This is a genomic window from Kitasatospora sp. NPDC058478, from assembly GCF_042720345.1.
Lineage (GTDB): Bacteria > Actinomycetota > Actinomycetes > Streptomycetales > Streptomycetaceae > Kitasatospora.
The window spans coordinates 41,543-58,961 of the sequence record NZ_JBHXML010000039.1 but is presented as its reverse complement, the minus strand read 5'-3'; the positions used below and the strand labels follow the sequence as shown (position 1 = coordinate 58,961).

Annotated in this window: 19 protein-coding genes; 10 read left to right on the top strand and 9 right to left on the bottom strand. The window is 73.7% G+C overall.

All coding sequences use genetic code 11. The features are described 5' to 3' along the window. Positions 1–30: 30 nt before the first annotated feature. Positions 31–1,422, top strand: coding sequence for an ABC transporter substrate-binding protein (locus ACFWPT_RS22455; protein WP_380483719.1), 1,392 nt, complete (start codon positions 31–33; stop codon positions 1,420–1,422). 150 nt (positions 1,423–1,572) lie between these two features. On the opposite strand, the gene ACFWPT_RS22450 is transcribed toward ACFWPT_RS22455, so the two are convergent. Further along, a complete protein-coding gene (locus tag ACFWPT_RS22450) occupies positions 1,573–1,842 on the bottom strand; it encodes a helix-turn-helix domain-containing protein (protein ID WP_063346085.1) in 270 nt (89 codons plus the stop codon). Between the two features lie 140 nt (positions 1,843–1,982). On the opposite strand from ACFWPT_RS22450, the gene map reads away from it, so the two are divergent. Both map and ACFWPT_RS22440 read left to right on the top strand, forming a co-directional pair. Beyond that, a complete protein-coding gene (map, locus tag ACFWPT_RS22445; RefSeq protein ID WP_380483717.1) occupies positions 1,983–2,750 on the top strand; it encodes a type I methionyl aminopeptidase in 768 nt (255 codons plus the stop codon). Between the two features lie 181 nt (positions 2,751–2,931). Further along, entirely contained in the window at positions 2,932–5,358 is a 2,427-nt protein-coding gene (locus ACFWPT_RS22440; protein WP_380483715.1) for a transglycosylase domain-containing protein, read from the top strand. 72 nt (positions 5,359–5,430) lie between these two features. Here ACFWPT_RS22440 and ACFWPT_RS22435 read toward each other — a convergent pair whose 3' ends face one another. Together ACFWPT_RS22435 and ACFWPT_RS22430 are read right to left on the bottom strand one after the other, a co-directional pair. Further along, positions 5,431–6,015 carry a hypothetical protein gene (locus tag ACFWPT_RS22435; protein WP_380379817.1) on the bottom strand — a complete coding sequence of 195 codons (585 nt, stop codon included), beginning with the start codon at positions 6,013–6,015 and terminating at the stop codon, positions 5,431–5,433. A gap of 31 nt (positions 6,016–6,046) precedes the next feature. Then, on the bottom strand, positions 6,047–6,595 hold the full coding sequence (locus tag ACFWPT_RS22430) for an RBBP9/YdeN family alpha/beta hydrolase (RefSeq protein WP_380379820.1): 549 nt from the start codon (positions 6,593–6,595) through the stop codon (positions 6,047–6,049). Between the two features lie 256 nt (positions 6,596–6,851). Here ACFWPT_RS22430 and ACFWPT_RS22425 point away from each other — a divergent pair, with 256 nt between their 5' ends. From ACFWPT_RS22425 to ACFWPT_RS22415, 3 genes are all read left to right on the top strand, one after another. Further along, positions 6,852–7,418 carry a DJ-1/PfpI family protein gene (locus ACFWPT_RS22425; protein ID WP_063346079.1) on the top strand — a complete coding sequence of 189 codons (567 nt, stop codon included), beginning with the start codon at positions 6,852–6,854 and terminating at the stop codon, positions 7,416–7,418. Positions 7,419–7,615: 197 nt separating this feature from the next. After that, a complete protein-coding gene (locus ACFWPT_RS22420; protein WP_380379823.1) occupies positions 7,616–8,818 on the top strand; it encodes a serine hydrolase domain-containing protein in 1,203 nt (400 codons plus the stop codon). Positions 8,819–8,895: 77 nt separating this feature from the next. After that, positions 8,896–9,444, top strand: a complete 549-nt coding sequence (locus ACFWPT_RS22415) for a gamma carbonic anhydrase family protein (protein ID WP_380379826.1) — start codon at positions 8,896–8,898, stop codon at positions 9,442–9,444. On the opposite strand, the gene ACFWPT_RS22410 is transcribed toward ACFWPT_RS22415, so the two are convergent. After that, the gene (locus ACFWPT_RS22410; RefSeq protein ID WP_380483713.1) at positions 9,441–10,655 is read right to left on the bottom strand and encodes an MFS transporter; all 1,215 of its coding nucleotides are present in this window, start codon (positions 10,653–10,655) and stop codon (positions 9,441–9,443) included. The genes ACFWPT_RS22415 and ACFWPT_RS22410 overlap by 4 nt on opposite strands. A gap of 157 nt (positions 10,656–10,812) precedes the next feature. Between ACFWPT_RS22410 and ACFWPT_RS22405 the strand changes: the two genes are divergently transcribed. The 4 genes from ACFWPT_RS22405 to ACFWPT_RS22390 all read left to right on the top strand — a co-directional run bounded on the left by ACFWPT_RS22405 (position 10,813) and on the right by ACFWPT_RS22390 (position 12,702). After that, a complete protein-coding gene (locus ACFWPT_RS22405; RefSeq protein WP_350886016.1) occupies positions 10,813–11,049 on the top strand; it encodes a DUF2277 domain-containing protein in 237 nt (78 codons plus the stop codon). A gap of 82 nt (positions 11,050–11,131) precedes the next feature. Next, positions 11,132–11,368: a DUF6296 family protein gene (locus ACFWPT_RS22400; RefSeq protein ID WP_063350858.1), complete on the top strand. Its 237-nt coding sequence runs from the start codon at positions 11,132–11,134 to the stop codon at positions 11,366–11,368. 131 nt (positions 11,369–11,499) lie between these two features. Continuing rightward, positions 11,500–11,784 carry a DUF427 domain-containing protein gene (locus ACFWPT_RS22395; protein ID WP_363372965.1) on the top strand — a complete coding sequence of 95 codons (285 nt, stop codon included), beginning with the start codon at positions 11,500–11,502 and terminating at the stop codon, positions 11,782–11,784. Positions 11,785–11,820: 36 nt separating this feature from the next. Next, positions 11,821–12,702, top strand: coding sequence for a hypothetical protein (locus ACFWPT_RS22390; protein ID WP_380483711.1), 882 nt, complete (start codon positions 11,821–11,823; stop codon positions 12,700–12,702). 38 nt (positions 12,703–12,740) lie between these two features. On the opposite strand, the gene ACFWPT_RS22385 is transcribed toward ACFWPT_RS22390, so the two are convergent. From ACFWPT_RS22385 to ACFWPT_RS22365, 5 genes are all read right to left on the bottom strand, one after another. Further along, on the bottom strand, positions 12,741–13,082 hold the full coding sequence (locus ACFWPT_RS22385) for a hypothetical protein (protein WP_380483709.1): 342 nt from the start codon (positions 13,080–13,082) through the stop codon (positions 12,741–12,743). 100 nt (positions 13,083–13,182) lie between these two features. Next, entirely contained in the window at positions 13,183–13,347 is a 165-nt protein-coding gene (locus ACFWPT_RS22380; protein ID WP_159398310.1) for a hypothetical protein, read from the bottom strand. A 410-nt stretch (positions 13,348–13,757) separates the two neighbouring features. Next, a complete protein-coding gene (locus ACFWPT_RS22375; RefSeq protein ID WP_380380224.1) occupies positions 13,758–14,972 on the bottom strand; it encodes a cytochrome P450 in 1,215 nt (404 codons plus the stop codon). 145 nt (positions 14,973–15,117) lie between these two features. Beyond that, the gene (locus ACFWPT_RS22370; protein ID WP_063346071.1) at positions 15,118–15,336 is read right to left on the bottom strand and encodes a ferredoxin; all 219 of its coding nucleotides are present in this window, start codon (positions 15,334–15,336) and stop codon (positions 15,118–15,120) included. 194 nt (positions 15,337–15,530) lie between these two features. Further along, on the bottom strand, positions 15,531–17,072 hold the full coding sequence (locus tag ACFWPT_RS22365; RefSeq protein WP_380483706.1) for an ATP-dependent DNA ligase: 1,542 nt from the start codon (positions 17,070–17,072) through the stop codon (positions 15,531–15,533). Between the last annotated feature and the right edge of the window lie 347 nt (positions 17,073–17,419).

Here is a 17,419-nt window from a genome sequence, read left to right as displayed (position 1 = left end):
GTCCCTCCCGAACAGAGAGAGAACCCTCCCGTGAAGAAGAGTGCCCGCGCGCTCGCGGCCCTGCTGGTGGCCGGCCTGTCCCTGACCGCCTGTAGCTCCGGCGACTCCACCTCCGGCTCCGGCGGCTCCTCCGACGCCGCCCCCGGCGCCCAGGCGCTCGACCAGGCCTCGGGCGTCACCGGCGTCGAGTTCTGGCACTCGATGACGGGGAAGAACGCCGAGGTCCTCACCGGGCTGGTCGGCCAGTTCAACGCCGCCCACCAGGGCAAGATCGAGGTCAAGGCGCAGTTCCAGGGCAAGTACGACGACCTGGTCGCCAAGTACAAGGCCGCGGTGCAGCAGAAGGGCACCCCCGCCCTGGTGCAGGTCTACGACATCGGCACCCGGTTCATGATCGACTCCAAGCAGACCGTCCCGGCCCAGGCCTTCGCCGACAAGGACGGTTTCGCCCTCGACGACCTCGACCCGAACATCCGCAACTACTACTCCGTCGGCGGCAAGCTCGTCTCGATGCCGTTCAACTCCTCCATGCCGCTGCTCTACCTCAACGCCGACGCCTTCAAGGAGGCCGGCCTCGACCCGGCCCAGCCGCCCAAGGACCTCGCCGAACTCGGCGAGCTGGCGAAGAAGCTGACGAAGAAGGACGCCGACGGCAAGACCGTCCGCTACGGCTTCGGCGCCGCCATCTACGGCTGGTTCGTCGAGCAGCTGCTCGCCGAGTCCGGCACCATGTACTGCGACCAGGACAACGGCCGCAGCAACAAGGCCGGCAAGGCCGTCTTCGACTCCGCCCAGGGCGCGCAGATCGTCCAGTGGTGGGCCGACCTCGTCAAGGGCGGCTACGCGGCCAACACCGGCCGCAACACCGACGACGCCCAGGCCGCGTTCAAGGCCGGCACCGTCGCCATGCACCTGGAGTCCACCGGCGTGCTGCGCGGCTACACCGAGGCCGCCAAGTTCGCCGTCGGCACCGCGGCCTTCCCCAAGGTCGCCGCCGCCGACCAGGGCGGCCCGGTCATCGGCGGCGCCTCGCTGTGGATCAGCGGCCCCGGCCACTCCGACGCCGAGAAGCGCGCCGCCTGGGAGTTCGAGAAGTTCGTCACCGCCCCCGAGCAGCAGGCCGCCTGGCACACCGGCACCGGCTACTTCCCGGTCAACCGCAAGTCCCTGGACGACCCCAAGGACAAGGAGTGGGTCGCCAAGTACCCGCAGTTCCAGACGGCCATCGAGCAGCTCAAGGCCACCAAGCCCTCCCCGGCCACCGCCGGCTGCCTGCTCGGCGTGATGCCGCAGGCCCGCAAGGGCGTCGAGACCGCCATCGAGCAGACCATCGCCGGTTCCAAGACCGCCCAGCAGGCCCTGGCCGACGCGGCCAAGGAACTCCAGCCCGCCATCGACAGCTACAACAGCTCCGTGAACTGACCACCTCCCTGCCCACCGGCCACCGGCCCGCCCCACGACGGCCCGCCCGGCGCAGTACGCGCCCGGCGGGCCGCCGCCGTCCGGGACCATCGCCCGGGAGCGCCGGTCGGGGCTCAGCCGTCGGCGTCAAGGCGCTAAGGCGCTGAGGCGTCACGCCGACAGGGCTTCGCCGTCCTCCGGGAGCGCGCACACGGCCGCCAGCTCGTCCAGCGACAGATCCAGTGCGAACGCCAGCGCGGCGATGGTGAAGAACGACGGCGTCGGCGCCCGTCCGGTCTCGATCTTGCGCAGCGTCTCCGCCGAGACGCCGGCCACCGCCGCCACCTCGACCATGCTGCGTGCGCCGCGCGCCTCGCGCAGCAGCGCCCCGAAGCGCTCCCCGCGCTCGCGCTCCCACGGGGTCAGTGGAGTCCTCACCATGCCTTCGATACTAGGCCCTCCCCGCCGGGGCCATGCCGCGTGCCCCGCCCCGGTGCCCCCGTCCGGCCGCGCGGCCGCCCCACCTTCGACCGTGATACAAATACCGGTATAAGAATTGGATCGAGGGGAGACGACCCACCATGGTCGAAATCAAGTCGGACGCCGCCCTGGACGCGATGCGCGAGGCCGGGCGAGTGGTGGCGGACGCGCTGGCCGCCGTGCAGGACGCGGCGGCCGTGGGCGTCAGCCTGCTGGAGCTGGACGAGGTGGCGCACGGCGTGCTGCGGGCGGCCGGGGCCACCTCGCCGTTCCTCGGCTACCGGCCGTCCTTCGCGCCCGTGCCGTTCCCGGCCGTCATCTGCGCCTCGGTGAACGACGCCGTCGTGCACGGCATCCCGGGCGGCTACCGGCTGCGCGACGGCGACCTGGTGAGCATCGACTGCGGTGCCCTCCTGGACGGCTGGGCCGGGGACTCCGCCGTCAGCTTCACCGTCGGCGCCGCCCGGCCCGAGGATGCGGCACTGATCGACACGACCCGGCGCGCCCTGGAGGCCGGGATCGCCGCCGCCGTGGTCGGCAACCGGATCGGTGACATCGCGCACGCCATCGGCAAGGTCGCCCGCGCCGGGCGCTACGGCCTGCTCGAAGGCTTCGGGGGGCACGGCATCGGGCGGAGCATGCACGAGGACCCGCACGTGCCCAACGAGGGCCGCCCGGGCCGGGGTTACCCGCTGCGCCCCGGCCTGGTGCTGGCGCTGGAGCCGATGCTGACGGCGGGCGGCCGGGACGACTACCGCACCGACCCGGACGGCTGGACGCTGCGCACCCTCGACGGCAGCCGCGCCGCGCACATCGAGCACACCGTCGCCATCACCGAGGACGGCCCGCGTGTCCTGACCCTCCGGTAGCCGGAGCACTGCGGGCGGGTGCGCATCCGGGCGGGAGCAACAGGCCGTAGGCGAACGGTCCTTGTCCGAACCCGGGCGCCCGTCCGACCGGCTGGAATGAGCCGAATCTGTGGCGGATTTGTGACAAAGCTTCGCCAACACCCTGCCCTGGCACGGTATTCGCGGCCGTAGTGTTCCAGTTATGTCACCGAAGAGCCGCATACCTGCCCCGGACGCGGGCGACACCTGGGTGCCGCGCCCGCGGCGCCGTGAGACCCCGATCGGATTCCTGGGTCACACGGTCACGTTCCTCGGCTGCTGCACTCTCGGCGGTGTCCTGCTGGCCGGCCTCATCCTTCCCGCGGCGGGCGCCGTCGGGCTCGGGGCCAAGAGCAGCGCCGAGGGCTTCGAGAGCATCCCCGACGACTTCAAGGCGCCGGCGCTGACGCAGGCCACACAGGTCTTCGACGCCAAGGGCGGCCTGATCGCCAAGGTCTACGAGCGGGACCGCACGGTGATACCCGCCGAACAGATGTCACCGCTGATGCGCCAGGCGCAGGTGGACATCGAGGACGCCCGTTTCTACGAGCACGGCGCCGTCGACCTCAAGGGCATCCTGCGGGCGATCACCAAGAACGCGGAGAGCGGCGCCGCCGTCCAGGGCGCGTCGACGCTGACCCAGCAGTACGTGAAGAACGTCAACGTGGAGAAGGCCGGCGACGACCCGGTGGCCGTCCTGGAGGCGCAGCGCAAGACGCTCGGCCGCAAGATCCAGGAACTCCGGTACGCCATCAAGCTGGAGGAGGACCTGACGAAGGATCAGATCCTCACCAACTACCTGAACATCACCTTCTACGGCCATCAGGCGTACGGCATACAGGCGGCCGCCCAGCGCTACTTCAGCAAGGACGCGAAGGACCTCGCCCTCCCCGAGGCGGCCATGCTCGCCGGGCTGGTGCAGAACCCGTCCCAGTACGACCCGAAGCTGCACCCGGTGGCCGCGCAGAAGCGCCGGGACACCGTCATCGACAAGATGGTCGAGAACAAGCACATCACCGCGGACCAGGCCAAGGAAGCGAAGGCCGCCCCGCTGGGCCTGAAGTACCGGGACCCGCAGAACGGTTGCATCACCGCCCAGGCCGGCATGGGCTTCTTCTGCGACTACGTGCGCCACGTGGTCAAGCAGGACCCGGTGTTCGGCAAGAGCGCCGCCGACCGCAAGAAGCTGTGGGACACCGGCGGCCTCAACATCTACACCACGCTGGACCCGGAGAAGCAGGCCGCCGCCCAGAACGCCGTCTCCGAGCAGGTGTACGTGACCGACCCGGTCTCGGCGGCGATGACGATGGTCGAGCCCGGCACCGGCAAGATCCTGGCGATGGCGCAGACCCGCCCCTACGGTCTGGCGAAGGAGAAGAACCAGACCGTCGTCAACTACAACGTGGACGCGGCGATGGGCGGCGGCATCGGCTTCCAGCCCGGCTCCAACTTCAAGCCGATCGTGGCCGCCGCCGCCCTGGAGGCCGGCCTGCCGCCCACCCAGCGGTACGACTCGCCCAACCGCATGGACTGGCCGACGATGAGGACCTGCGACGGCACCTGGAAGAACCTGAGCAAGGGCAAGAAGGAGGGCAGCATCCCGAACGAGAGCGCGCGCGAGGTCGGCCCGTACGAGCTCAAGGAGGCGATGGCCCTCTCGGTGAACACCTACTTCGTGCAGATGGAGCAGGAGATCGGCCTCTGCGCGGTCAAGCAGATGGCCAACAAGCTGGGTGTCACCGGCAAGGCCGGCGGTGACCCGTTGCAGGAGCTGCCCGCCCTCGGCCTCGGCACCCAGGAGGTGAGCCCGTTGACGATGGCGAACGTGTACGCGAGCTTCGCCGCCCGCGGCACCTACTGCGCGCCGCTGGCGATCAACAAGATCTCCACGGTGGACGGCAAGGACGTCCCGGTGAGCCCGGCCAAGTGCACCGAGGCGATGTCCACGGACACCGCCGACGTGATCAACAGCGTGCTGCTCGGCGTGACGGAGAAGGGCACCGCCAAGGACCTCAGGCTGGACGACCGCCGGCAGATCGCGGCCAAGACCGGGACGACGGACGAGAAGAAGTCGGCCTGGTTCACCGGCTACACCGGCAACCTGGCCGGCTCGGTCTGGCTGGGCAGCCCGGGCACCAAGGTGCCGATGAAGAACATCCGGATCGGCGGCCACTACCAGCAGGAGGTCTTCGGCGCGACCGGCCCGGGCCCGATCTGGGAACAGGCGATGAGCGACGCCGTCCGGAACATGCCGGAGAAGGAGTTCCCGACGGTCTACATCCCGGACCCGCCCAAGCGCGACCCGAACTGCGCCACCCCCAGCGGCTCGCCGACCGGCACCTGCGGGAGCGGCTCGGGCAAGCAGCGCCCGAGCAGCCCCGGCAACCCGAGCAGCCCCGGCAACGCGAGCACTCCGGGCAACGCGAGTACCCCGGGCAGCACGGGCAACCCGGTCGGCCCGCTCAACCCGAACAGTCCGGTGGGCCGCTCCGCGCCGTCCGGGCAGTCCACGCAGTCCACGCAGTCCGGGCAGTCCACCCCGCTGGCCCCCGCCGCGCCGGCCGACCCCGGCGACAACCAGGACCAGTGAACCGCCCGGCCCCGCCTGAGTACCCGTACTCAGGCGGTTCGCCCACGCGGTGGGGCTGCCGTAGCGAGGACGCTACCGCGCCTCGACCGGCTCGCCGGTGTCCTGGTCCAGGTTGAAGACCCGCCGGTAGGAGTCGGTGACCACGGTGATCTGGTCCCGGCCGGTCCAACTCGCCTCCACCAGCCGGGCGTCGTCCGGTGCCCGGCCGATCTGGGCCAGTGACCAGCGCCGCGCGGACCAGCCCGCGCCGACCTCCAGCAGCACCTGCCAGTCGTCGTTGTCCTTCGGCGCGGTGGCGTACGAGCGGTGCACCACGACCAGCGCCAGCTCCTGGCGGGCCGGGGCGGTCTCCCGGCTGCGCGTCTCGGCCGCCGAGACCTTGTGCGCGGCCAGCACGCCGAGCAGGAACACCACCCCGGCCGTCACCGTGACCGCCCGGGTGGCCGTCCGTACGGCGGTGCGCCGGTCGCCCAGCCAGGCGGCGGCGATCAGCGCGGCCAGCGCCGCGCCGAGCAGCAGCTCGGGCCGGTTGAGCAGGTCGGCGACCAGCATCAGCCCGCCCGAGCGGCTCTCCCACTGCCCCTCGGTGTAGAGCAGCACGGCCGCCGCCCCGCCCGCCAGCAGCAGCCGGACCAGGGTGCGCCTGGCCTTCGGCATCCGGTTCCTCATCGTCCCCCCGTCCGATGCGTCACAGCTCTGCGAGCAGCTTGCGGCCCTCCGGCCAGTCGCCCAGCCCGGAGCCCGAGTTGAGGTGCCCGTACGCGCCCGGCTCGACGTACCGGGCGCCCCACGCCCCGGCGAACAGCCGGGCCCGCTCGGGGCTGACCCACGGGTCGTCGGTGCTGGCGACGACCACGGCCGGGAACGGGAACGGCGCCAGGGCCACCGGGCGGAAGCCGGTCAGCTGCGGGACTTCGGCGGTGTCGATGTCCGCGGGGGCGACCAGCAGCGCGCCGCGCACCGCGGCGGTCCGCCCGGCGGGTGCGGCGGCCACCCAGCGGGCCACCGTGACGCAGCCGAGGCTGTGGGCGACCAGCACCACCGGCCCGTCGGCGGCGGCCCCGGCCACCGCCGCGTCCACCCGGGCGATCCAGTCGCTCTGGTCGGGGTGGTCCCAGTCCGCCTGCTGGACCCGGCGGAAGGCGTCCGGTTCGGCGGCCTCCCAGCGGGTCTGCCAGTGCTCGGGGCCCGAGTCCTGGTAGCCGGGCAGGACGAGGTAGGTGGTGCGGTCCGGCATGGGCTCCTCCGGTGTGCGGTCGTGGCGGGCAGCAGGAGTCTAGGACGCGGGCAGCCGCGGCCCGCAGCCGGGCGGTGACCGGGCGCGCACGACCCTCGGCGGGCGCGTACGCCCGGTGACGCGCCGCAGTACGCCCGGTGCGCCCTGTTGCCAACGGCGCGGCCGGTGCGGGAGGTTGGTCCGGGCCCGCGGCCGGTGGCCACCGGCCGGGGTCCACGCCGTGTCGGACGCTCGACCATGTGGAGGGATGTCGGCGATGACATCGAAGATCCTGCTCGTCACCGGGGACGCCGCCGAGTCGCTGGAGGTGTTCTACCCGTACCAGCGGCTGCGCGAGGAGGGCTACCAGGTCGACATCGCCGCCCCGACCAGGAAGCGACTCCAGTTCGTCGTCCACGACTTCGTCGACGGCTACGACACCTACACCGAGAAGCCCGGCTACACCTGGCCCGCCGACCTCGCCTTCGCCGACGTCGACCCGGCCGACTACGTCGCGCTGGTCATCCCCGGCGGCCGCGCCCCCGAGTACCTGCGCAACGACCCGGACGTGCAGCGGATCGTCCAGCACTTCTTCGCCGGCGACAAGCCGGTCGCACAGATCTGCCACGGCCCGCTGATCACCGCCGCCGCCGGGGTGCTGTCCGGCCGCCGCAGCTCCGCCTACCCGGCGCTGGCACCGGACGTGAAGGCGGCGGGCGCCGAATTCGTCGACGGCGAGGCGGTGGTGGACGGCGTGGTCGTCTCGGCCCGCGCGTGGCCCGACCACCCGGCGTGGCTGCGCGCGTTCATCGAGATCCTGCGCACCAAGGCACCGGCCTCCTGACCCGCCCCGGCCCGCCGCCCCCCCGACCCGTCTCGGGGGCGCGGCTCCGGGACCCCGTCAGGGTCACGCCCCTCCCCAGGTAGCAGACGTGCTGCCCCGGAGGCTGACGACCGCCCCGCAGTCGCCCTGCCATGGTGTCAAAGACCATGGCAGCGGCGGATGTTGACCGCCCTGCCGACCGGACCAGGGAGGACGTCATGACCACCGACCCAGCCGCCACCACCCCGCGCCGCCGACGCGGGCCGGCCCTGCGCGCCGCCGTCGCGGCCCTCGCGGGCGCGGGCCTGATCGCCGCGCTCGCCCCGGCCGCCGCCGCCCAGGACGCGGCCCGCCCGGCGAGTGCCACCGAGCGCAGCACCGACTGGACGGCCCTCGACACCGCCCTCGCCGACCTGACCGCGAAGAACGTCGCCACCTCCTCCCTCGCCGGCGTACGGGAGAACGGCCGGCTCGTCCACCGCGCCGCCGGCGGCGTCGCCCGGCTCGGCGCCGACACCCCCGCCGACCCCGCGGGCCGCTTCCGGATCGGCAGCACCACCAAGACCTTCGTGGCCACCGTGCTGCTCCAACTCGTCGGCGAGGGACGACTGGGACTGGACGACCGCGTGGAGAGCCTGCTGCCCGGCGCGGTGCCGAACAGCGCGGACATCACCGTCCGCGAACTCCTCAACCACACCAGCGGCGTCGCCGACTACACCCAGGACCCGGCCTTCAACTCCTACGACCAGAACTGGCTCGACACCGGCCGCTACACGTCCTACAGCCCGCAGGACCAGGTGGACCTCGCCGACAAGTACCCGCCCGCCTTCCGCCCCGGCCAGGACTGGCAGTACTCCAACACCAACTACGCCCTGGTCGCGCTGATCATCGAACACCTCACCGGCCACGGCTGGAACGAGGAGGTGGAACGCCGGATCATCCGCCCGCTCGGCCTGACGGGCACCTCGATGCCGCTCTACTCCCCGGTCATCCCCGGCCCGCACGCCCACGCCTACCTCAAGCTCGACAGCGGCCCGGCCGACGTCACCGCGCTCAACCCCTCCATGGCCGGCCCCTCCGGCGCGGGCATCTCCACCACCGCGGACCTGACGACGTTCATCCGCGCCCTGCTCGGCGGCCGGCTGCTGCGCCCCGCCGAACTCGCCGAGATGCAGAAGACCACCGCCCACGGCGGGGGCCAGGCCTACGGGCTCGGCCTCCAGCGGGTGGACACCCCGTGCGGCGCGTTCTGGGGCCACGCCGGCGGGATCCCCGGCTACAGCACGATGATGCTCGGCTCGCTCGACGGGAAGCGCCAGTTCGCCAACAGCACGACCTTCTACGACACGCCGGATCCGGCCGCGGCCCTCGCCGCCTGGCAGCGGGTGGTGAACGCCGGCGTCTGCGGCGGGCAGGGGTAGGGCGTGGGCCGCGGGTCGGACCGCCCCCTACGCTGTCCGGCGACAGGAACGGCCGACCGTCACCAGGAGGACGAGACATGGCAGAGCCGCTGATCGCCGCAGTCGGGGGCAAGGCGCCCACCGTCGACCCGAGCGCCTTCCTCGCACCGAACGCCGTCGTGGTCGGGGACGTGACGATCGGCTCCGGCGCGGGCGTCTGGTACGGGGCGGTGCTGCGCGGCGACGCCGAGTCCATCACCGTGGGCCAGGACAGCAACATCCAGGACAACTGCACCCTGCACGCCGACCCCGGCTTCCCGCTGGTGGTCGGCGAGCGGATCTCGGTCGGGCACAACGCGGTGCTGCACGGCTGCGTGGTCGAGGACGACGCCCTGGTCGGGATGAACGCCACCGTGCTCAACGGCGCCCGGATCGGCGCCGGTTCGCTGGTCGCGGCGGGCGCGGTGGTGCCGCAGGGGATGCGGGTGCCGCCCGGCTCGCTGGTCGCCGGAGTCCCGGCCAAGGTCCGCCGCGAGCTGACCGAGGACGAGAAGGCCGGCATCAAGGCCAACGGCGAGGGCTACCTGCTGCTGGCCGCCGCCCACCGTGAGCTCGAACCCCTGGCACAGCCCCAGCCCCAGGCCTAATTCTGGACGCCGACCGGAGCCGTCGTGGCCGGAACCGCCGCGGCCCGCTCGGGTGCGGCGGGCACGGGCCGGCGCCGGTCGGCCGCCCAGGCGAGCACCGCGATCAGCGCGCCCGAAGCGGCCAGGACGGCGCCCACCAGGGTCGGCGCCGTCCAGCCGAACCCGGCGTCCAGGGCCAGCCCGCCGAAGTAGGCGCCTTGCGCGTTGGCCAGGTTGAACGCGCCCTGCACCGTCGCCGAGGCCAGCGTCGGCGCGCTGCGCGCCTTCTGCAGGACCAGCGTCTGTACCGCCGGCACGATCGCGAAGCCGAACAGTCCGATCAGCACCACCGTGACGGCGGCCGACCAGCGGGCGTGCGCGGTCACCGCGAACAGCGCCAGGGTGGCGGCCAGCAGCACGAAGGCGGCGCAGACCGTCGGGCGCAGCGCCCGGTCGGCCGCGAACCCGCCGATCACGTTGCCGATCGTCATCCCCACCCCGAACAGCGCCAGCACCAGCGTCACCGAGCCGGTGGCGTACCCGGAGACCTCGGTGAGCAGCGGCGCGATGTAGCTGTAGCAGGCGAAGAAGCCGCCGCAGCCGAACACCACGGTGGCCAGCGCCAGCCACAGCTGCCCGTCGCGGAAGGCCCGCAGCTCGTGCCGCAGCCCGGCCTGGCCGGGGGAGGGCAGCGACGGCACCAGCCGGGCGATGGCGAGCGTCCCGGCGGCGGCGATCAGGACGACCACCAGCATGGTCGCCCGCCAGCCCAGGTGCTGGCCGAGCAGCGTGGCGGCCGGCACGCCGACGATGTTGGCGATGGTCAGGCCGGAGAACATCACGGCCACTGCCCGGGCCCGGCGGTCGGGGGCCACCAGTTCGGCCGCGGCCACCGCGCCGGCCCCGAAGAACGCGCCGTGCGGCAGTCCGGTGACCAGTCGGGCGGCGGCCAGCGTCCAGAAGTCCGGTGCGAGCGCGCACAGCAGGTTGCCGGTGGCGAACAGCCCGGCGAGCGCCACCAGCACCGCCTTGCGCGGCCGGCCGGAGGCCAGCGCGGTGAGCAGCGGGGCGCCGATGACCACGCCCAGCGCGTACGCGGATATCAGCCAGCCGGCCTGCGGGATGGAGACGTGCAGATCGTCGGCGACCTGGGGGAGCAGCCCCATGGCGGCGAATTCTGTGGTGCCGATGGCGAACGCGGTGACGGCCAGCGCGAGCAGCGCGAGAGGCAAGGGGGTGACTCCGGGGTGACGCCCGCGGACGGGGAGGCGCGGCGGGACGGGGGGGATTCGTTCGTCCGGCATCCTAATCCGGCCGGATGACGCCGCCGTGAGGTGCGTGTGACGGGAGGGGGTCGCCAGTACGGCGTCCACGCGCGAGACTGGGTGCATGTGCCGCAACATCAAGACGTTGCGCCCGCCGGTGACGCTCGACGCCGACGAGGACGACTTCCGCGCCGCCGCGCTGCAGTACGTCCGCAAGGTATCCGGGTTCCGCGCCCCGGCGGCGCACAACCGCGAGGCCTTCGACCGGGCCGTGGACGCGGTCGCCGAGGCCACCGCCCGGCTGCTCACCGAGCTGGAGGTCCGCGGCGCGCCCGCCCGGGCCGCCGAGGCCACCGCGTAGGCCGACCGCCGTTGGGCGGGCCCGCCGACCGCGGCCGCGCATCGGGACCAGGAGATCGGGACAATCGGGACAGGAGATGGAGATGACCCCCGCGAACCGTTACGTGCTCACCTTCCCCGGCACCCCCGGCACCCAGGCCCCGCAGGACGTCGTCGTGGTCGTCCGCACCAGCGCGACGGGCCCGGGCGGACACCCGGTGTACGAGGACGCCAGCGGCATCGTCCGTGCCGAGATCAGCAACGCCGGCGAGGTCCGGATGCTCGCCAGCGGCGGCCACCAGTCCCCGCACCTGCCGGTCCACGCCGAGCCGCTGCCCTGACGGCTGCCCTGACGGCTGCCCTGGCCGTTGCCCTGGCCGCTGCTCTGACCGCCGTCCTGGCCGTCCGGCATCCGCGGACGATTTCCGCGAACCACCGGGGTGCCGTCCGCCCCTGGGGCAGAATCGGCGGCATGACCACAGCGCGCTGGCAGGGCACCGTCGTCGCCGAGAGCGACGAGACCGTCGTCGTCGAGGGCAACCACTACTTTCCGGTCGAATCCGTCCGGACCGAATTCCTGCGTCCGTCCGACACCACCACCGTCTGCGGCTGGAAGGGCACCGCCGGTTACTACACGCTGGACGTGGACGGGCGGACCAACCCCGACGCGGCCTGGTACTACGCCGACCCGAAGCCGGAGGCCGAGGAGATCCGCGGCCGGGTGGCGTTCTGGCGCGGGGTCGAGATCACCGGGTAGGGCGTACCCCGGGGGCGGAGGGGGTACCGGACATCCATGGCAGTCTTCCGTAAACCCGGACGTTCCAGGCCTGTCCCCGAGCCCGCCCCGACCCCCGTGCCCGACGCCGGCCTGGCCGGCGAGCTCGCCGAACTGGTCGAGCAGGCCGAGCAGCCCGAGGGCGAGTGGCAGATCGCCGAGTACCGGGCCGGCCGTGGCCGCGGCCGGGCCCTGGTGGCGAACGTGGCCCACCTGCTCGGCCGGGGTGGCCGGGTCGCCGCCAAGGGTGCCGCGTTCGGCGGCCGGGCCCTCACCGAGCAGCTGGTGCAGGCCGCGCCGCGGATCCCCGTGCGCGACCTCGCCACGCTGCGCGCCCAGCACCCCGGCGCGGCCGACCCCGAGGCGCTGGCCGACCTGCTGGTCACCGGCGCGGCCCGGGCCTCCGGCGCGCTCGGCGCCGGCGTGGGCGCGGCGGCGATGCTGCCGGTGCCGCCCGCGATGCCGGTGGAGATCGCGGCCGAGACGCTCGCCGTCGCGGCCGTGGAGATCAAGCTGATCGCCGAACTGCACGAGGTCTACGGCGCCCGGGCGCCGGGCAGTGTCACCCAGCGGGCCGGGGCCTACCTGAGCGCCTGGGCCAACCGCCGGGGGATCGACGCGAAGCTGCTGTCCCGGCCGGCCGGGTTCGCCGCACTGGCGCTCGGGGCGGAGGTGCGCCAGCAGCTCAGCCGCCGACTCACCCGCAGCTCGCTGCGCCGCCTGCCGTCGCTCACCCCGCTGCTGGTCGGCGCCGGCATCGGCGCCACCGTCAACCGGCGCGACACCCGCCGGCTGGCCGGCGAGGTCCGCGCGGACCTGCGTGCGCGTCCCCCGGTCGACCGCGCCTACTGGGCCGCCGCAGCGCCGGTGGTGCGGGGCGAGGTCGTCCCGGGGGACTGAGGTTTCTGGTTGGGTCCTGTCCGGCGGGGGGCTCCTGGCTAGAGCCTGTCCGGCGGGGCCGGGGCGGCCGCGCCCCGGCCGGCCTTGACGCCGTTCACCATCGCCTGGTGTATCGCCCGCGCGGTGGTCTCGTCGGCCGCCGGGACGGGGCTGCCGGTCACCGTGTACCAGTCCAGCGCGCCGGAGTACTGGACGGTGAGCCGGGCCTCGCCGTCCACCCAGGTGGTGTGCACGGTGAGGTCGCCGGAGATGGGGCCGATCTCGGTGGTGGTGACCCCGCCGGGTCCGCTGATGATCGACTGCGTGGTCCAGGTCGCCCACGACGTGCGCGGGTCGACGGGCGGTCGGGCCTGCCTGCCGGTTTGATCGTGTTCGGTCATGCGCTTATCCTCCCCCGCCGGTGAGCCGCTGTCCGGGCAGCGACACCTGCGGTCGCGAAGACCGCCCGGTCCCACCGGGCGGTCGGGTGCTCACAGCTGTTCAGCGGTCCGGACCGGACTCCTCCAGGGTGGGCTCGCCCTCCGCCTGGGAGGTGTCCTGCGCGTGCAGGTTCTGCATCGAGGTGATGCCCTCTTCGGGATCCGCGGCGCGGACGTCCTCGTCACGGTCCGTGCTCATCTCGGCCCGTTCGCTCATGTCGGTCATGGCGGGCTCCGTCTCCTCGGCCGGTCCGGGCGCGCTCCGAGCCGGGGTGCGGCAGGGCCGGGTCTGTCTCTCACCCCCCAGCCTGCCCCCGCCCCGGCCCCGGGGCCAGCCGAACGGCCTAGGGGCTCTCTTTCGGATCATGCCGGGCGCGCGACGCCGGAGCACGCACCTCGCCGCGTTGTCGTCGGTCGCCGATGGCCCCCAGCCTCCGGCCGGGAGGTGCCCCCACCGCATGGACTCCCTCCTCCGCCTTGCGATGCACGCACTCCGACGCCGCGCGCTGATCCGACGTGATCCGAAAGAGAGCCCCTAGACCCTGTCCGGCCGATCTTGCCGGGCGCCAAGATCGACCGGACAGGACCTGGACCCTGTCCGGTCGCCGGCCGGCCCCGCCCTCTGTCCGACGGCCGTCACCAGGTGACGGGCAGCGACCGCATTCCGTAGATGAACGCCTCCGAGCGGAACTTCCGGCCCTCCCCGGTGGCCGCCGGCCGCAGGCCGGGCAGCCGCCGGAACAGGGTGGCCAGGGCGATCTGGAGCTCGGCGCGGGCGAGCGGCTGCCCGAGGCACTGGTGCACGCCGAAGCCGAAGGCCATGTGCCGCCGGGCGTCCCGGTCGAGGTCGAGCTCGTCGGCCGGCCGCAGGTCGGCGCCGCCGAACATCTCCTCGTCCTGGTTGGCGGTGGAGATCAGTGCGATCACGCCCTCCCCGGCCTTGATCACGGTGCCGCCCAGCTCGACGTCCTCCAAGGCGACCCGGGGCAGCCCGTGGTCCACGATGGTCAGGTGGCGCAGCAGTTCCTCGACGGCGCCGGGCAGCGCGGCCGGGTCGGCCAGCCTGGCGATCTGCTCGGGCTGGTCGAGGAGCAGGGCGGTGGAGAGCGAGATCATGTTCGCGGTCGTCTCGTGCCCGGCTATCAGCAGCAGGATGCCGGTCGTGGCGACCTCGTCCGGCGTGAGGTCGTCCCGGACGGCGAGCCGGCTGAGTATGTCGTTGCCCGGCTCCTCCCGCTTGCGGGCGGCCAGGCCGCCCAGGTACTCGCGCAGTTCGTCCGAGGCGGCCTGGACCTCCTCGGCCGAGCTGTGCTTGTTGAGCAGGGTCCGGCTGAGGCCCTGGAAGCGGTCCCGGTCCTCGTACGGGACGCCGAGCAGCAGGCAGATCACCAGCGAGGGGACGGGCAGCGCGAAGTCGGCGACCAGGTCGGCCTCGGTCCGGCCGTCGGTCATCCGGTCGAGCGCCTCGTCGACGATCTGCTGGATGCCGGGGCGCATCGCCTCGACCCGCTTGACCAGGAAGTCGCCGGTGACCATCCGGCGCTGCCGGGCGTGCTCGGGGTCGTCGAGCCGCAGGAAGCTCGGGTTGGCGAGGAGGGCCTCCCGGCGGCCGGGCACCAGCATCGGGAACCCCGGGTGGCGGGCGTCCGCGCTGAACCGGCGGTCGGACAGGATGGTGCGGACCTCGGCGTAGCCGGTGGCCAGCCAGCAGGACTCGCCGTCGGGCAGGGCGGCGCGGGTGATGGGCGCCGTCGCGGCGGCCTCGGTGTAGGCGGGCGGCGGGCTGAACGGGCAGCCGGCGTCGCGCGGGGCCGGCATCGGGAAGGTCCGGGCGGTGGGTGTGCTCGTCAAGGTGGGGTCTCCTTGCGTCGCAATGTCCTCGGGTGGGTGGGGTGGCGCCGGGGTCTACGGTTCGCGCGACGGCGGCCGGGAGCGGCGGTCGTAACGGTGGCCGGGGTCGGCGCGGGCGGGGGACCGTCGGGAGCCGGTGGGGGCGTCAGCCGGCGTCCTCGGCGGAGTCCTCCTCGGTGACGGTGATCGCGCCGCCCGGGCAGAGCTCGGCGGCGAGCCTCAGCACCGCGAACTGCGGGGGCTTGAACTCGGTCTGACGGAGGATCACCAGACTGTCCTGCTCGTCCTGGTCGAAGATCTCCGGAGCGTTCAGGACGCACATCCCGGAGCTGCAGCAGCGGTCCCGGTCGACGCTCACCTTCATGGTCGAGCACCTCTCGCCAATGCGGCGCCGGGCGTCCGGCGGCCGCCTCTCGTTGTCATTGCCAACCTAACCGCCACCCTTGCGTCCACGGAGGGGCGATGCGGGGATCGTCCAGAATGGCCGATTCGGTTCGGAGCCGGTCCAGCGCCGCCGCAAAGGGGTTTGAAATTGACGTTACTCCGCCAAAGGGCGGCTCACAGCCCCTCGGCGGCGGCGATCTCCCGGACGGTGGCGACGGTGTCGGCCTCGGCCGTGCCCTTGTCCGGCCGGTAGCGCACCACCCGGGCGAACCGCAGGGCCAGCCCCGCCGGGTAGCGGGGGCTGCGCTGGAGACCGTCGAAGGCGATCTCGACGACCAGTTCCGGCCGGACCCGCACCGTCCAGTCGTCCCGCCCGCTCTCGCGGGCGAGGAGTTCGGCGGTCTGCCAGGCGAGCGTCTCGTCGGTGAGGCCCTTGAAGGTCTTGCCGAGCATCACCCACGGGCCAAGTCCGGGCTCGCCCGCCGCCCGGGCGCCCAGGTGCAGATTGCTGAGGAGACCGCGCCGCCGGCCGCTGCCCCACTCGGCGGCCAGCACCACCAGGTCCAGCGTGTGCCGGGGCTTCACTTTTATCCAGCCGGCACCGCGCCGCCCGGCCGCGTACCCGGCCGCCGGGTCCTTGACCAGGACGCCCTCGTGACCGCGGGCCAGGGTCTCGCGGAAGAACGCCAGTGCCCGCTCGCCGTCCCCGGTCTCGGTGCGGGGCACCCGCAGGCCCTCCGGCACCGCCCCGTCCAGCGCCGCCCACCGCTCCCGGCCGGGGCGGTCCACCAGGTCCTCGCCGTCCCGGTGCAGCAGGTCGAAGAAGAAGGCGCTGAGCGGGACTTCGGCGCGCAGCCGCTCCGGATCCCGCCGGGAGGCGGTGCGCGCGGCGGTCTCCTGGAACGGACGCGGCCGCCCGTCGGGCCCGAGCGCGATCGCCTCGCCGTCCAGCACCGCCGAGCGCAGCGGCAGCGCGAGCGCCGCCTCGGCCACCTCGGGGACGCGCGCGGTGATGTCGTCCAGGCCGCGGGTGAACACCGCGACCTCCGCGCCGTCCCGGTGCACCTGCACCCGGACGCCGTCCAGCTTCCACTCCAGCGCGGCCGGGCCGGTGCGCTCCAGCGCCGAGGCCACGTCGGGCGCGGAGGCGGCCAGCATCGGCCGCACCGCCCGGCCCACCTCCAGCCGGAACGCGGCCAGCGCGGGCGCCCCGCCGGTCAGCGCCGCCTCCGCCACCGCCCGGGCGGAGCCACGGAACATCAGCGCCCGGCGCACCGCCGCCGCGGGCACCCCGGCGGCCTGGGCGACGGCGTCGCCGACCAGCGCGTCCAGCGCGCCCTGGCGCAGCTCGCCGACCAGCACCGCGCGCAGGAACGCCTGCTCGACCTCGGTCGCCCGGGCGAACAGCCCGGCCAGCAGCCGCCGCCGCTCGGCCTGCGCGCCGGGCCCGTGCACCCCGGCGATCCGCTCCAATTCCCGTTCGGTCTCCCGGACGCCGAGCGAGGCCTCGGCGGCGGGCGGCGGCAGGTCGCGCAGGCCCGCCGGGCCGACGCCGGTGCGCAGCCGCTGCGACTCGCCCGACAGCAGGCCCACGGCCGCCGGGGCCTCGGCCGGGCCCAGTGCGCGCAGGCAGTCCGCGAGCAGCGCCGTCTTGGCCCGCCGTCCGGGCTCGGCGGCGACGGCGCGGGACGTCTGGGCCAGGTGCCGCAGCCGCATGGCGCTCCTCGGGTGGTGCGTGGCCGGGCGTCCAGGATCGGCCACCCGACCGGCCGGCGCACGGCGGGCGGCGCGCCCGTACCGCGCCGGAGTGGAGTGCGCGGGCGGCCGGTCTTGGCCGTGGTGGAGTTCGGCGCGGAGCCGATGGCCCGTCATGCTGGCGCCACACCGCGGCCCGGCGACCCCGGGGCCCGCCCGACCGAGGGAGACCGAGTTGACCACCACGACCCGCTGGAGCGTCGGCGCGCCCGGGCGCGCCGACAACCCCCCCCGGCGCGGACACTTCCGGGGGCGGTGTCTTATAAACAAAATAAGCAGCCGACGAAAGTGCAAGGGTTTATATAGGG

Coding starts and splice junctions, on each gene's coding strand:
- ACFWPT_RS22450 (WP_063346085.1), bottom strand. CDS start 1,842: ATGGTGAGGACTCCACTGACCCCGTGGGAGCGCGAGCGCGGGGAGCGC.
- map (WP_380483717.1), top strand. CDS start 1,983: ATGGTCGAAATCAAGTCGGACGCCGCCCTGGACGCGATGCGCGAGGCC.
- ACFWPT_RS22440 (WP_380483715.1), top strand. CDS start 2,932: ATGTCACCGAAGAGCCGCATACCTGCCCCGGACGCGGGCGACACCTGG.
- ACFWPT_RS22435 (WP_380379817.1), bottom strand. CDS start 6,015: ATGCCGAAGGCCAGGCGCACCCTGGTCCGGCTGCTGCTGGCGGGCGGG.
- ACFWPT_RS22430 (WP_380379820.1), bottom strand. CDS start 6,595: ATGCCGGACCGCACCACCTACCTCGTCCTGCCCGGCTACCAGGACTCG.
- ACFWPT_RS22425 (WP_063346079.1), top strand. CDS start 6,852: ATGACATCGAAGATCCTGCTCGTCACCGGGGACGCCGCCGAGTCGCTG.
- ACFWPT_RS22420 (WP_380379823.1), top strand. CDS start 7,616: ATGACCACCGACCCAGCCGCCACCACCCCGCGCCGCCGACGCGGGCCG.
- ACFWPT_RS22415 (WP_380379826.1), top strand. CDS start 8,896: ATGGCAGAGCCGCTGATCGCCGCAGTCGGGGGCAAGGCGCCCACCGTC.
- ACFWPT_RS22405 (WP_350886016.1), top strand. CDS start 10,813: ATGTGCCGCAACATCAAGACGTTGCGCCCGCCGGTGACGCTCGACGCC.
- ACFWPT_RS22400 (WP_063350858.1), top strand. CDS start 11,132: ATGACCCCCGCGAACCGTTACGTGCTCACCTTCCCCGGCACCCCCGGC.
- ACFWPT_RS22395 (WP_363372965.1), top strand. CDS start 11,500: ATGACCACAGCGCGCTGGCAGGGCACCGTCGTCGCCGAGAGCGACGAG.
- ACFWPT_RS22390 (WP_380483711.1), top strand. CDS start 11,821: ATGGCAGTCTTCCGTAAACCCGGACGTTCCAGGCCTGTCCCCGAGCCC.
- ACFWPT_RS22385 (WP_380483709.1), bottom strand. CDS start 13,082: ATGACCGAACACGATCAAACCGGCAGGCAGGCCCGACCGCCCGTCGAC.
- ACFWPT_RS22380 (WP_159398310.1), bottom strand. CDS start 13,347: ATGACCGACATGAGCGAACGGGCCGAGATGAGCACGGACCGTGACGAG.
- ACFWPT_RS22370 (WP_063346071.1), bottom strand. CDS start 15,336: ATGAAGGTGAGCGTCGACCGGGACCGCTGCTGCAGCTCCGGGATGTGC.
- ACFWPT_RS22365 (WP_380483706.1), bottom strand. CDS start 17,072: ATGCGGCTGCGGCACCTGGCCCAGACGTCCCGCGCCGTCGCCGCCGAG.